This is a genomic window from Symbiopectobacterium sp. RP (assembly GCF_050472005.1).
GTDB lineage: Bacteria > Pseudomonadota > Gammaproteobacteria > Enterobacterales > Enterobacteriaceae > Symbiopectobacterium.
This window is the reverse complement of record NZ_JBGOGS010000002.1, coordinates 720,113-733,279: the sequence shown is the minus strand read 5'-3', so window position 1 is coordinate 733,279 and position 13,167 is coordinate 720,113. Positions and strand designations below refer to the sequence as shown.

Here is a 13,167-nt window from a genome sequence, read left to right as displayed (position 1 = left end):
AACCCTCGGCGATATTTTTCGGCATCAATTAATACATCAATCCAAATTAAGGAAAGCCACGATGGAACTTACTATCGCGGGCGCCCCCATCGTGCGTCCTGAAATTAAATTTGACCCGATTCGGTCAATCGAACATCACCGCTCAAATATCGTCACGGGCCAGAGCTTCAAAAACAAAAGCGGGCTGCAACGGTTATTCGGGCAGCTTATTGCAACGGTTAATCAGAAGGGGAACCCCAATGCTTAATCCATCAACGATACAGGCTATTCGGAAAATCATGGAAGAAATGCCGCCTGAAATAACAGAGGACTGTTACGCAGAGGCTGAGCAATTGGCGGAGAAGTCTATCGAAAGGTTTCGTGAACCGCTTAGAAAACACTGCCCTGATGCTTACACATCGCTAGCCTGTGAGTACATGGAAGATAGCGATGTTGATTATCAGGAAGCCGAGAGTCAGCGAGTATTCGACGCCATTTTCCACCGTGTGAAGGTTGAGCGGGCTTTTTGGATTTATAACAGGCAGAACAGCACGGAGGATGCAGCATGAGCACGGCATTAACAACAATGGCAGGGAAGCTGGCTGAGCGTCTCGGGATGGAGCCCGGTACGGACTTGATGAATACCCTTAAGAATACGGCGTTCAAGGGGGGTAACGTCACGGACGAGCAATTTACCGCCCTACTTATCGTTGCCAACCAGTACGGGCTTAACCCGTGGACGAAAGAGATTTACGCATTCCCTGATAAGGGCGGCATTGTCCCGGTTGTTGGTGTAGATGGTTGGGCGCGGATCATTAACGAACATCCGCAGTTCGACGGCATGGAATTCGGCTACGACAAGGAAGAGGGGGCTTGCACCTGCAAGATTTACCGCAAAGATCGCAAACACCCCACTGTAGTCACCGAATACATGGGCGAGTGTAAGCGCAATACCCAGCCGTGGCAATCACACCCCACCCGTATGCTGCGCCACAAGTCACTTATTCAGTGTGCCCGCATGGCATTTGGGTTTGCTGGCATTTACGACAGCGACGAAGCAGAGCGGATCATCGAAAGCAGCCCGGCAAGCGTTGTTGTTGGACAACAAACAGACGAGCGCCGACCGGCATTGATTGCCCGGTGCGAAGAGGCGGCTCAGCTAAGCATGGAAGTCTTCGCAGAAACATGGAAAAACCTGACCCACGAAGAGCGCCAGATTATCGGCAATGCAGAGAAGGAGCGCATCAAAAAAAGCATTCCCGTCGATGCAGAATATAGCGAGGTGGATCATGCAACAGCGCAGTGATGAATGGTTTTCCGCCCGTTGTGGCAACGTGACCGCCAGTCGCCTGTCTGACGTAATGGCAAAAACCAAATCGGGCTATTCCGCCAGCCGCCAGAACTACATGGCAGAGCTTATCTGCCAGCGCCTAACAGGAAAGGTGGAAGAAAGTTACGCAAACTCGGCCATGCAGCACGGCACTGAACTTGAACCGGTGGCGCGGGAGATGTACCTGCTTAACCAGTTTGACGCAGAAGTTACAGAAGTGGGATTTATTCCCCATCCAGAGATCGTAGGATTTGGGGCGTCGCCTGATGGCCTGGTCGGAAATGATGGCCTGATAGAAATAAAATGCCCCAACACATGGACGCATTTAGAGACCATCAAGACCGGTAAGCCGAAAAACCAATACCTCCTACAGATGCACGCCCAAATGATGTGTACGGGCAGGAAATGGTGTGATTTTGTCAGCTATGACGACAGGCTACCGCCAGACCTTGCCTATTACCAGTTGAGAATTCATCAGGACGATAAACGGGTTGCTGAAATAGAGGAGGCGTTAAGGCAGTTTCTGGCTGAGCTTGAAAACGAACTTGAGGCTATCAGGAAATTATCCAGGGTGGCAGCATGAGTGCATGCACGTCGTCGGGCGGGTACACAATCAGGTTCAGCCTGACCCAAGGGGTATAGTACACCGTCACATTTTGAGAATGGCAGCAATGATGCTGACAGCGGCGGCGACCATTAGCCCAAGTCGGATGGTCATCTGCATGCCAAGTTTATCAAAACCGGCAGTCATATCCTTACGGACATCTGCTATCTCTGCGGACAGGTCCTTACGGACATCTGCTATCTCTGCGGACAGGTCCTTACGGACATCGGCTATCTCTGCGGACAGGTCCTTGCGGACATCTGCTATCTGCGCCTCAGTTTTCTCGAAGCGTGCGTCAACCTTATCGAAGCGGGCGTCAATTTCCTTACGAACGTCGTCAAGGTCACGCTTGGTAGCCACATCCGCCACCTCATGAGACTTGCGTACGACGAGCGAAATCGCCTTGGCCTGCTCACTGGTAAGCCCGGCGGTTTGAAGCTCTTCTGACGCCTGCAATGTATCAAATGCAACCTGGCCCATAGCGGATCCTCCTGTATTAAGCCAAGTGTAAGCGATCTGACCGCCAATCTGCAAAGTTTTACCCGTTAGCCCTCTGATAACCACATCCGTTTAATTATGGAGAAATTGTTATGACAAAAATAACCAGAGCAGATAACTACATCATTACCCCGTGCTGTCCCTGCCGGATTCGATACATGGTGACTGGATGATGGCAGCAGTTTACTACAACGAAATTGACCCTTATGCAGCACAGTGGCTGAGAAACCTGATTGCCGCCGGTCATATTGCGCCAGGCGATGTTGATGAACGTTCGATTGAGGATGTCACTCCCGATGACTTACAAAACTACACGCAATGCCATTTCTTTGCCGGGATCGGCGTATGGTCGTATGCCCTGCGAAAAGCAGGATGGCCCGATGATAAACCCGTGTGGACGGGCAGTTGCCCCTGCCAGCCTTTCAGCGCGGCAGGCAAGGGCGGCGGGTTTTATGACGAGCGGCATCTCTGGCCCGCTTTTCACTGGCTCATCAGCCAGTGCCGCCCTGAGTACGTTTTTGGTGAACAGGTTGCAAGCAGCCATGCAAACCTCTGGTTCGACCTTGTACAGGCTGACCTGGAAGCCGTGGACTACGCCTTCGGGTGTGTGCCGTTTCCGTCTGCGGGCGTCGGTGCCCCGCATATCCGCGACCGGGCGTACTGGGTGGCCTACGCCGACCACGCGGGACGGGAAGGATGGCAGGGAATGCCCGAATGTGCAGCTCAATGCATTGCTGGGGCGCGTAGTGTGGCTGACAACCCCAGTGCGGTTAACGGCTTCTGGCGAGAGGCTGACTGGCTCCTGTGCCGGGATGAAAAGTGGCGGCCAGTTGAACCCGGCGCATTCCCGCTGGCTTATGGGGTTACCAACTGCGTGGGACGACTGCGCGCCTACGGAAACGCTATCAACGCGGAGGCGGCAAAAGCGTTCATAGAGTCATACACCTCATTGACGCAAGGAGAACCCATGCGCTCGAAAAATGGCAACAGGCGAACGTTAACCAGTTCCTGCAACGCCACTAATCACTAATCCCGCCCCGGGATCGCGCCGGGGTTCTACAACGGTTTTTACTGACATATTTCGGTACAATAGTCACCCGAGAAAAGCGACACAGGTAAACACCATGAAGCATATTCAACCAAAACTGGCATGGAAAAACCGCATGATTACCTATTATTCAACAAAGCCTTTACAAATCTGAAAGGAAACCCCTTTAACTGGTCAGTAATTGATCTCTTGGGAATGTATAACAGTGCTAATGAACAAATTATACCCGACTTGGTTATTCCTGTGCTGAAAAAACAGTTGAAGGAGCAAGAAGGGTCTTAACGGGTGGTCATATGAGAGTGGGAATTACGGGCTTTCAACCCGAGAGACTTACCCAAATCAGGGAAGCTCGTGGGTTATCAAAAATCAACCTTGGTCGCCTGGTTGAGCGTTCCCCTTCAACAATAACAAAGTGGGAGAATGGTAACCATGCTCCTGATGCTGAAGCTTTGTCTATTTTAGCGGCTGCACTAAATTGCCCTATCAGTTGGTTTGTTAAGCCGACCATTCTAAAAGAAGAGACTCCTGTTTTTTTTAGAACATTGGCCAATACTGCCAAGGATTTATGCAGTGCATCAGAAGTTTACATGGGATGGCTACAGGAAATTTCATTGCAATTACAACAATATCTTGATTTTCCAAGTGTAAATCTCCCCCATTTGGATGTGACAGATTATCGGGCTATAGATGATTCAGTTATTGAAATTATGGCATCAAAATGCCGCAAGGCTTGGGGGCTAGGTATTGCTCCTGTATCAGACTTGCTTTTAGTAATAGAAAATGCGGGTGTCATATGCTCTAGATTTGAGCAAGGCAGTGTCATGATGGACGGTTATTCTCAATGGAGTAATAAAGAAAATAGACCGTACATAATATTAGCGACAGATAAAAATAATTATTACCGTAGTCGATTTGATGCCGCGCATGAACTAGGTCATATTGTATTGCACCGTTATATCAATCGGTTGGATGTTGTTAATTTTAAAGTTATCGAAGAACAGGCAAATAAGTTTGCTGCATATTTTATGTTACCAGAAGAAGCATTTTCAACAGAATTACCCCCTTTCCCGACGCTTGAGAACTTCGTTTCCTTAAAGGCTCGATGGGGCATGTCTGCTCAAGCAATGATATTAAGGGCAAGAGATTTGGAAGTCATTTCTCCATTAGAGTATCAGCGTCTGTATAAAAGTATATCTGCACGTGGATGGAGAAAAGGGGAACCATTGGATGATTTAAAATTACCCGAAGTTGTGAGACTTTTCCCTCGTTGTGTAAAACTGCTCTTTGAGTCATCAACGCTTACAAAGGCGAGTTTGCTTGAAATTCTTGGTCTTTCAAAAACTGACGCTGAAGACCTGTGTTCTTTACCTCGGGGTTATTTATCCGAAGGTTCCGTTCTTAATTTTGAATCAAGAATTAAATTGAAAAAAAGCCCAGCAGATGATGATTTCAGGATTTCTGAAAATGTTATTAATTTGTTTGGAATGAATAAAGCTATTGTTGAATAATAGGTGATCATGCTGTTATGACACGCCTGTTTGGGATTAAAATGCTGATCGCTCCGGGATGCATCACCACGCTCTGGATTTAACATACTGATTTTACGTCAAGGGAATCCGCAGCCTTTATGGCTACGCAGCATAATATCTATTTATTCAACAAAGCCCCATTAACCACTAATCCCGCCCCGGTAACGTGCCGGGGTTCCATTATCGTTTTAACCAGCGAGGTATATCTGTGTGCAAAATTTAATGAACGTGCAAAATTTAACCACAAGTAGCGACAACGGAATCGACTCTCAGCGGTTGCTGATTATGGTCAACGAAACGCGCAAGCAATACGGAGAGAAACCTATCCGCAATAACGACTTCGTTGAAAAAATTAAAGATGAGCTTGAAGGAGAGCACTACGAAATTTCCGTAGTTCAAAAAACGAACAATACTGAGTCTGAGATTATCCACATGACGCTCAAACAAGCTCTCCGTGTCGCCGCGCGTGAGTCGAAGGCAGTTCGTCGTTCGCTGATTGATAAGCTGGAGCAACTGGCTGCCTCAAAATCGCAGGCAATCACCACAGTCCCCGCATTACCGGAAAACTACATCTCTGCGCTGGAAGCCCTGCTGGAATCGAAAAGGAGTGAAGCTGCACTGGCATTGGTCAACAAAGAGCAGGAAGCAGAACTCCACGACCTCAAGAGCCTGTTCAAGGAGGGCATGACCCCGACCCAGTTCTGTAAAATGCTCAATAGTGTTAACACCCAGAAAGTGAACCACTGGTTAGCAGACCGTAACTGGCTCTACAACGAAAGCCAATCCGGTACCCGTTGGCGGGCAACATCCTACGCTCGCGACAGATACCTGACTGAGCACCAGCATCTGATTAGCGTTCAGGGTGCCGATGACTTCATTAAGCACCAGCCGGTACTCCTTCGCAAAGGCGCTGAGCGCCTCTACGTCCTTTACCGCCGTGGCAAAGTGCCCATGAAACTCAACTGGAACGGCGATTTTACCCACCAGAAGCACGTCAGCCTTGCATCGTGAGAGGAGCAACGAATGAAACCTAAAATACCTAACAGGATAAAGGAGCGGGAGAAGCTATTTAAACGCTTATACCGTGAAGGACTTATTCATGCAAGACGCATACGACGAACCGGTTATTTATCAATGCGGCTTTCTCACTACTGGCGCATGTTATCCAAAGATAACGGCCTGAGTTGGAAAACCATGAGTCACGCGACATACGACACCCAAATAGCAATATAAAAACAGGAGCACCCCATGAATTATGCATTCGCGGGTCATGCTGCCCTCATGGGGAGCTATCACCCGCAAGAAACCCACCTGGATAAATGGGTTAAATGGCTGCGAAACGGATACCGAAAGCTTATCGCTATCCTCGAACAGCAAGGCAAGCCTCTACGACCTGCCCCAGCACCTTAATCAAGGCTGTTACAGCCTGAAATCCCCTTCACCCCCGCATTTCTTCGATTGGTCATTCCCCCGCCTGCCCGCCGTCATGACGAACGGCGCAGTGGCTTAATTTTAGCAGAGGTCAATTATGGCATACATCACCTTATCCGAGTGGAATCGGCGGCAACCCCGCCCGCGTTGTATGGAAACCGTCAGGCGATTGGTCAGGAGCGGAATGATTTTTCCCGCACCGATACGAGATGGGCGCGAGTATCTGGTTGAGGAAAACGCCTGCAAGCTCACCCAGAACAAAAACATTGGCCCATCCAGCGCCCTTCACCCCACCCTGTTATCGAGGATAAGACATGGCACGCCGGAGAAACCATAAGAACCGCGATTTGCCGCCAAACCTGCAACCGCGCAATGGCGGCTATTTTTGCTACCGCGACCCACGCACCGGAAAAGAATATGGCCTGGGCCGCCATCGACAGGAGGCCATTACACAAGCCATCGCCGCTAATATGGCGATTTATGGCTCATCAAAACCATCACCGCTCGTTGACCGCATCAACGACACACAGGTGACCACAGTTAGCGAATGGACTGAACGCTATCTGACGATACTCGAAGGACGGAAACTCAAGCCGAAAACGATGAGCGAGTACCATAAATACCTGAAGGCCGTTAATGCCCATTTAGGGGAATTTGCTCTTCAGAAAGTAGAAACCAAAGACATTGCCTCGTTCCTTAATCAGTGGGTAAACGCAGGAAAACCGACAATGGCAAACCGCATCAGAACATTGCTGCTTGACTTGTTTCGTGAGGCCATTGCTGAAGGGGTCACCAAAAGCAATCCGGCCGAAGCTACGCGCAACCAGCGTGTAGACATTCAACGCGAGCGCATAACGTTGGACGATTGGAAGGCTATCCGTAAAGCAGCAGATAAATTACCCGCATGGGTTGGCCCCTGCCTTGACCTGGCTCTACTCACAGGACAACGCCTAAGCGATGTTCAGGGCATGTGCTGGAGTGATTACCGGGATGGACGTCTTTACGTCAGACAAGAAAAAACAGGCATGATGTTGGCCATCGCGGAAACAACCCGCCTTGAATGTCTGAATCTTTCCCTTTTAGATGTGCTTCAGCAATTAAGAATATTAAATAATGGTAAATCTCACATTGTGGCGGATGAAAAACACAGTGTTCTCGCTAAGAGAACATTATCTGAAGCATTTATGAAAGCGCGTCGTGGATCAGGTTTGAAATGGGAAGGCACTGCTCCCTCTTTTCATGAAATCAGAAGTTTGTCAGCTCGCTTATATACTGAAGAGAAAGGGAAAGACTACGCACAAAAACTATTAGGGCATAAATCAGCAACCATGACCGACAAGTACCGGGATGTACGTGGCTCAGAGTGGACAGAGGTGTAATTATTTCGATCGAATTTCGAGTAATTTCGATCGATACGCTATAACTTATTGAATAATAATCCCGGTATTTTTATGCCGCTGTAAGCCACACAGCGTCATGCAAACGGCAGTCTTCTGCCGTTTGCTCTGCGAGCACCAACACTAGTGGAAAAAACAGGACAAACCAAATCGATCAGGGAAGTGAACGACTAAAGGCGGAGGCATCCTTCGCCAAGGCGTCAATATAGGCGCCAATCATTTTAATGCGCTGCACTAGGGGATTTCGTTCCGGCGACGCATCCATAGAGTTTAACTGAATCACTAACTTTTCGATCTGCGCGCACAGCTCCGCTTCCCGCTGTTGGGCCTGCGTGAGCTGCTGCTGCCAGCGTTCACGATCCTGACGCCAGCCTTGCTGCTGCAACCTGACACAACGTTCCAAATCGGTAAGCGCACTTTCCAGCGCCGGTTCCCACTCATCCACCCACATAGCGATTCCTTAGCACTCTGATCCCGCGAATTATAATGATTGTTGGCACGGACAACAAACCTTCTGGCATACCGTCCCGATTATCGAGTGTCGCCATAGGGAATGACACAAATCACATTAAATAAACAGTTATTTCACATATCATCCAACACTCGCTACAGTAAATTCATCAGACCAGTTTATTACGCGGTTTCTGTGGAGAGCACCATGCACGCTTACCCCAAGCTTTTTTCGCCCCTCAATTTGGGCTTCACCACGTTAAAAAACCGCGTCATCATGGGTTCGATGCACACCGGTTTGGAAGAGCATCCACAGGGCACTGAACGGTTAGCGGCATTTTACCGAGACGCGTGCAGGGCGGTGTAGCACTGATTGTTACTGGCGGTATTGCGCCCAACGCCAAAGGTGCCGTAGTCGCTGGCGGAGCGACGCTTGAACATGAAGAACAGCTACCTCACCATCTCCCAATAACCGCTGCGGTGCATGAAGCGGGAGGGAAAATTGCGCTGCAAATTCTGCATGCCGGGCGCTACAGTTATAGCTAAACGACTTAATTTTGATTGCATTATTTAAATGAGCTATTCAATTGATTTTAGACGTAAAGTGATATCTACACGGGAAGAAGAAGGGTTGGGTATCCGAGAAACAGCGAAGCAATTTCGGATTGGCCCTGCCTCTGTATCGCGTTGAATTAATCAAATAGCGTCAAAAGCATCGACCACGCGTCAGCGAAAGAGCGATAAATCCGAGTTGATAAAAGATGTTGAACCATATCCAGATGCTTACCAAAAAGAACGTGCAGAGCGTTTTGGCGTTTGTCAGAAGGCCATTTGGCAAGCTCTTAAAAAGCTGGGATTGACCTATAAAAAAACGCTACGTCATCCGAAAGCCGACGAAAGCGCCCGGCAAGCATTTCAACAAAAAATACAACAGTATGAAAAAAAGGTAAACCTATTGTTTTTATTGATGAAAGTGGTTTTCCACACGATACCCCACGGACTCACGGCTATTCCCCAAAAGGTCAACGGTGTTTTGGCCTGAAGAACGGGGGAGCCAAGGGAAGAACAAATGTTATCGGCGCTTTATTAGGCACGACGCTGTTTGCTATCGGATTATTTGATATCAATATTAACAGCGATGTTTTCTATTCCTGGGTCACACAAGTCCTTATCCCAGTACTCCCTAAAAACAGGGTAATCGTGATGGACAATGCAACTTTTCACAAAAAACATAATATTCAACAAGTCATCATCGATGCAGGGTATATGGTGGAGTATTTGCCTACATATTCGCCAGATCTTAACCCCATTGAGCATAAATGGGCACAAGCAAAAAGCAAAAAAAGAGAGAGTGGTTGCGATACAGAGATTTTGTTCTCAGTCCATATGGTGTAATCAAAATTAAGTCGCTTGGCTATATCATCGCTTTGATGGATGCCATCCACTTGCTCTGGCACCATATCCGGTTCACGAACCATCACGCGAAACGCTTCGCGCGGTGCTTCGGTGGAGAGAATGGATTTGGTTTCCCGGCTGCGACCTAAACGCTCGGCTAGGCGCTGCAATGAAAGCTGCTTTTGTAGAAAGTCGCAGAAGTTAATCAGGGTTTGCAGCTCGGTTTTAATCAATTTTCCCGCGCTGAGATTCCATAATCGTCCGGCAGCTGTCTCGTTCTCCGCCAGTACGGCTTCCAGTTTGCCGGTCAAGGTCAACCGCTGCTGTAACTCATCAAGCAGGATCTCTTTTTCTGCCTCCATCAATTGATGGTGCAAGGAGACCGTTTGCAAAGAGAGGCTCATTTTCCAGCGCTGCAAGAACAACGTGTGGAAGGCGTTGCTAAGCCGCTACCCAAGCGTCGGTTCTGCCTAGGCGATCAGCTTGTTATAGCCAAGCGACATTATTTTGATAACAATTAGCTGTATTTTTTTGCCACATACCAGGGCATTGGTTGTAATCATTTTTAAGTCGTTTTGCTATAGCCTGAGAAAAAAAAGGCGAGTCCACCGTTTGCAGCGTATCAACGATACGGGGAATGCGTGACTGAAAGGTCAGATTGTCGATGGTCTGGGTATTTTGATAGCAGGTAAACTCCCGCTCCAAATCGGCAGGTGCCACGGTTGTACGCAGGCGCTGCTTGAGTGACGCTTTCCATTCAGGCAGATCGTGCAACAGCGCCGCTTTCATTCTCGGGTGCTGTTCAAGAAAGGCCGCAAGTTGTGGCGTAGCCAACAGCGCGATAACTAGGTCGTCCAAGAGCTCGTTTTCGTCAATGGACAACAGCATTTCCAGCGATTCCAACGTCAACATTCGATCAATCCTGTAACGAGAGCTGTATCTGTTCGTCGACCTGTTGCAGGCTGTCTTCTATTTTTGCCAGCCAGTCGGCAGGGATGAACAAACACGGCTGATGGTGGTGAAACAGACGTCGCTGCTCGTGCAGTTGTTGACGCAATTTCTCATATTCATCAGTAAGTTCTGTCGGTAAGGTACAGTCTCGTTTTTCAGGTAAAGAAAGAATGGTGGTCTGTAGGCTGATATTGCGCACCGCAAGATGAAGGTGGTCATCTACGTACATGTCGAGGTACTGGGTAAACCCGATGCCGTTGAGTTTTCCCCTGATTTCGCCTTCTCCACCTTTATGCAGCCATAACTGCAAGGCGTTTTTTTCTAACACGATATGTGTCACATCAATATTATTCAGCGCTTCCGGTAGCAGGTAGTGGGCTTTACGGCTGAGAAATGCCCCCTGTTTTTCGACCGTGATCGCTTGCAACTCGCTCTGTTGCTGCTGATATTGCTGCCGTTTCACGTTTAATTGCTGCAAGCGGAACAGCAGTGCCTGTTGCTGATAGGCGTGCGCGGTGATGAGCTGTTCGGTGTGCTGTTCCACCAGCGTTTGGAATCCCTGTCATGCCACAGGCAATCTTTCAGCAAGATGATATCAAGCGGAACAATGCTTTCACGACCAGAGAAAAACGCACAGGCTTGCAGCAGTCGCAGCGCTTTCTTCCAACGTCGATCGGAAACATACGGCGCATTGTCGGTGGTATTCAGCTGTTGGCGCAGTGCGTAAATCAGTTCAAAGCAGGCATCCGGCGATGCGATCGATGGCGCTTTGCCATGCTTGGTACTCTTCGTCGCTGACGCTCAGTGACAGCGGCACCGGGTTGTCGCGATCGCTACCGGCGTGCGTTAACAATGCGCGGAAGTTTTGTTTTTCCTGCACTTTATCCAGACACAGGCGAATAAGCATGCGGTCATATAGCCAACCGACTTAAAAATGATTACAGCAAATGCCCTGATATGTGGCAAAAAAATACAGCTAATTGTTATCAAAATAATGTCGCTTGGCTATAGAGTGCTTCTAAGCTGCTGTCTGATTCGGGCAGTTCGTTGGAGGCGGTTACCAGCAGCCGCATGGGGATAGTTTCTTCATGGCTGCCGTTGCGAAAGCGCCGTTCATTGATGGCTGTCAGCAGAGTATTGAGAATGGCCGGGCCGGCTTTCCAGATTTCATCCAGAAAGACGATTTCCGCCTCCGGTAAATAGCCGCCGGTAAGACGCTGATAACGCCCTTCATCTTTTAGCGCCTGAATCGATAGCGGGCCAAACACCTCCTCCGTGGTAGAGAAGCGTGTCATCAGGTATTCGAAAGCGCGGGCGTCACGAAACGCGAACTTCAGGCGACGCGCGATCATGCTCTTGGAGATGCCCGGCGGCCCCAGCAAAAACACGCTTTCGCCGCTGAGCGCGGCGAGCAGGCACAGACGAATAGCGTGCTGACGTTCATACAGGCCGTGTTCAAGGGCATAGGTATAGCCAAGCGACTTAATTTTGATTACACCATATGGACTGAGAACAAAATCTCTGTATCGCAACCACTCTCTCTTTTTTTGCTTTTTGCTTGTGCCCATTTATGCTCAATGGGGTTAAGATCTGGCGAATATGTAGGCAAATACTCCACCATATACCCTGCATCGATGATGACTTGTTGAATATTATGTTTTTTGTGAAAAGTTGCATTGTCCATCACGATTACCCTGTTTTTAGGGAGTACTGGGATAAGGACTTGTGTGACCCAGGAATAGAAAACATCGCTGTTAATATTGATATCAAATAATCCGATAGCAAACAGCATTGTGCCTAATAAAGCGCCGATAACATTTGTTCTTCCCTTGGCTCCCCCGTTCTTCAGGCCAAAACACCGTTGACCTTTTGGGGAATAGCCGTGAGTCCGTGGGGTATCGTGTGGAAAACCACTTCCATCAATAAAAACAATAGGTTTACCTTCTTTTTCATACTGTTGTATTTTTTGTTGAAATGCTTGCCGGGCGCTTTCGTCGACTTTCGGATGACATAGAGTTTTTTTTTATAGGTCAATCCCAGCTTTTTAAGAGCTTGCCAAATGGCCTTCTGACAAACGCCAAAACGCTCTGCACGTTCTTTTTGGTAAGCATCTGGATATGGTTCAACATCTTTTATCAACTCGGATTTATCGATCTTTCGCTGACGCGTGGTCGATGCTTTTGACGCTATTTGATTAATCCAACGCAATACAGAGGCAGGGCCAATCCGAAATTGCTTCGCTGTTTCTCGGATACTCAACCCTTCTTCTTCCCGTGTAGATATCACTTTACGTCTAAAATCAATTGAATAGCTCATTTAAATAATGTAATCAAAATTAAGTCGTTTAGCTATATCTACACATCATAAAGGGTTAAAAACCACCATAGCTAAGTGGGCAAGTTCTTCCGGGGTATAGTCTGCTAATAACGTCAAGGTATAGCCAAGCGACATTATTTTGATAACAATTAGCTGTATTTTTTTACCACATATCAGGGCATTGGCTGTAATCATTTTTAAGTCGGTTGGCTATAAAGGATGAGGCGACCACCGTACAG

19 protein-coding genes and 3 pseudogenes are annotated in these 13,167 nt (G+C 48.3%); 15 read left to right on the top strand and 7 right to left on the bottom strand.

Annotated elements, in window-relative coordinates:
- Nucleotides 1-61: 61 nt before the first annotated feature.
- From ACD630_RS22235 to ACD630_RS22220, 4 genes are read left to right on the top strand one after another with little or no spacing between them, the layout of a single operon-like run.
- The gene (locus ACD630_RS22235) at nt 62-247 is read left to right on the top strand and encodes a hypothetical protein (protein WP_430357724.1); all 186 of its coding nucleotides are present in this window, start codon (nt 62-64) and stop codon (nt 245-247) included.
- Nucleotides 240-548 carry a hypothetical protein gene (locus ACD630_RS22230; protein ID WP_430357725.1) on the top strand — a complete coding sequence of 103 codons (309 nt, stop codon included), beginning with the start codon at nt 240-242 and terminating at the stop codon, nt 546-548. Before ACD630_RS22235 ends, ACD630_RS22230 begins: the two co-directional genes overlap by 8 nt.
- The gene (locus ACD630_RS22225; protein ID WP_430357726.1) at nt 545-1,285 is read left to right on the top strand and encodes a recombinase RecT; all 741 of its coding nucleotides are present in this window, start codon (nt 545-547) and stop codon (nt 1,283-1,285) included. The genes ACD630_RS22230 and ACD630_RS22225 overlap by 4 nt, the downstream gene beginning before the upstream one ends.
- Nucleotides 1,269-1,892, top strand: coding sequence for a lambda exonuclease family protein (locus ACD630_RS22220; RefSeq protein WP_430357727.1), 624 nt, complete (start codon nt 1,269-1,271; stop codon nt 1,890-1,892). The genes ACD630_RS22225 and ACD630_RS22220 overlap by 17 nt, the downstream gene beginning before the upstream one ends.
- A 66-nt stretch (nt 1,893-1,958) precedes the next feature.
- Here ACD630_RS22220 and ACD630_RS22215 read toward each other — a convergent pair whose 3' ends face one another.
- Entirely contained in the window at nt 1,959-2,393 is a 435-nt protein-coding gene (locus ACD630_RS22215; RefSeq protein WP_430360669.1) for a DUF1640 domain-containing protein, read from the bottom strand.
- A gap of 187 nt (nt 2,394-2,580) precedes the next feature.
- Here ACD630_RS22215 and ACD630_RS22210 point away from each other — a divergent pair, with 187 nt between their 5' ends.
- The 8 genes from ACD630_RS22210 (at nt 2,581) to ACD630_RS22175 (ending at nt 7,798) form a co-directional block, all read left to right on the top strand.
- Nucleotides 2,581-3,441, top strand: coding sequence for a DNA cytosine methyltransferase (locus tag ACD630_RS22210; RefSeq protein ID WP_430361247.1), 861 nt, complete (start codon nt 2,581-2,583; stop codon nt 3,439-3,441).
- Nucleotides 3,442-3,561: 120 nt separating this feature from the next.
- Complete coding sequence (locus ACD630_RS22205) at nt 3,562-3,741, top strand: hypothetical protein (RefSeq protein WP_291970025.1); 180 nt, start codon at nt 3,562-3,564, stop codon at nt 3,739-3,741.
- 11 nt (nt 3,742-3,752) lie between these two features.
- A complete protein-coding gene (locus ACD630_RS22200) occupies nt 3,753-4,967 on the top strand; it encodes a helix-turn-helix domain-containing protein (protein ID WP_430360668.1) in 1,215 nt (404 codons plus the stop codon).
- A 231-nt stretch (nt 4,968-5,198) separates the two neighbouring features.
- Nucleotides 5,199-5,999, top strand: a complete 801-nt coding sequence (locus tag ACD630_RS22195; RefSeq protein WP_430360667.1) for a phage antirepressor KilAC domain-containing protein — start codon at nt 5,199-5,201, stop codon at nt 5,997-5,999.
- A gap of 12 nt (nt 6,000-6,011) precedes the next feature.
- Nucleotides 6,012-6,221 (top strand): hypothetical protein, encoded by a 210-nt coding sequence (locus ACD630_RS22190; protein ID WP_430359127.1) that lies wholly within the window; start codon nt 6,012-6,014, stop codon nt 6,219-6,221.
- A gap of 15 nt (nt 6,222-6,236) precedes the next feature.
- On the top strand, nt 6,237-6,398 hold the full coding sequence (locus ACD630_RS22185; protein WP_430357732.1) for a protease FtsH-inhibitory lysogeny factor CIII: 162 nt from the start codon (nt 6,237-6,239) through the stop codon (nt 6,396-6,398).
- Between the two features lie 118 nt (nt 6,399-6,516).
- A complete protein-coding gene (locus ACD630_RS22180; RefSeq protein ID WP_222160941.1) occupies nt 6,517-6,756 on the top strand; it encodes an excisionase in 240 nt (79 codons plus the stop codon).
- Nucleotides 6,734-7,798: a phage integrase Arm DNA-binding domain-containing protein gene (locus ACD630_RS22175; RefSeq protein ID WP_430360666.1), complete on the top strand. Its 1,065-nt coding sequence runs from the start codon at nt 6,734-6,736 to the stop codon at nt 7,796-7,798. Before ACD630_RS22180 ends, ACD630_RS22175 begins: the two co-directional genes overlap by 23 nt.
- Before the next feature lie 172 nt (nt 7,799-7,970).
- Here the strand turns inward: ACD630_RS22175 and ACD630_RS22170 are convergent, their stop codons facing one another.
- Nucleotides 7,971-8,267 (bottom strand): hypothetical protein, encoded by a 297-nt coding sequence (locus tag ACD630_RS22170; RefSeq protein WP_264626736.1) that lies wholly within the window; start codon nt 8,265-8,267, stop codon nt 7,971-7,973.
- 207 nt (nt 8,268-8,474) lie between these two features.
- Here ACD630_RS22170 and fadH point away from each other — a divergent pair.
- From fadH to ACD630_RS22155, 3 genes and pseudogenes are all read left to right on the top strand, one after another.
- A pseudogene (fadH, locus tag ACD630_RS22165) lies at nt 8,475-8,806 on the top strand (NADPH-dependent 2,4-dienoyl-CoA reductase); the annotation flags it as partial.
- 151 nt (nt 8,807-8,957) lie between these two features.
- A complete protein-coding gene (locus ACD630_RS22160; RefSeq protein ID WP_430361246.1) occupies nt 8,958-9,308 on the top strand; it encodes an IS630 transposase-related protein in 351 nt (116 codons plus the stop codon).
- Nucleotides 9,221-9,661, top strand: a complete 441-nt coding sequence (locus ACD630_RS22155) for an IS630 family transposase (protein ID WP_430361245.1) — start codon at nt 9,221-9,223, stop codon at nt 9,659-9,661. The genes ACD630_RS22160 and ACD630_RS22155 overlap by 88 nt, the downstream gene beginning before the upstream one ends.
- 14 nt (nt 9,662-9,675) lie before the next feature.
- On the opposite strand, the pseudogene ACD630_RS22150 reads toward ACD630_RS22155, so the two are convergent.
- From ACD630_RS22150 to ACD630_RS22130, 5 genes and pseudogenes are all read right to left on the bottom strand, one after another.
- Nucleotides 9,676-10,573: pseudogene (locus tag ACD630_RS22150) on the bottom strand (ATPase RavA stimulator ViaA); the annotation flags it as partial.
- Nucleotides 10,574-10,577: 4 nt separating this feature from the next.
- A pseudogene (locus ACD630_RS22145) lies at nt 10,578-12,180 on the bottom strand (ATPase RavA domain-containing protein).
- Nucleotides 12,105-12,575 carry an IS630 family transposase gene (locus ACD630_RS22140; RefSeq protein ID WP_430361234.1) on the bottom strand — a complete coding sequence of 157 codons (471 nt, stop codon included), beginning with the start codon at nt 12,573-12,575 and terminating at the stop codon, nt 12,105-12,107. The pseudogene ACD630_RS22145 and the gene ACD630_RS22140 overlap by 76 nt, the downstream one beginning before the upstream one ends.
- Nucleotides 12,458-12,928 (bottom strand): IS630 transposase-related protein, encoded by a 471-nt coding sequence (locus ACD630_RS22135; protein WP_430360598.1) that lies wholly within the window; start codon nt 12,926-12,928, stop codon nt 12,458-12,460. The genes ACD630_RS22140 and ACD630_RS22135 overlap by 118 nt, the downstream gene beginning before the upstream one ends.
- A gap of 45 nt (nt 12,929-12,973) precedes the next feature.
- Nucleotides 12,974-13,123: a hypothetical protein gene (locus ACD630_RS22130; protein ID WP_430360665.1), complete on the bottom strand. Its 150-nt coding sequence runs from the start codon at nt 13,121-13,123 to the stop codon at nt 12,974-12,976.
- Nucleotides 13,124-13,167: the final 44 nt, after the last annotated feature.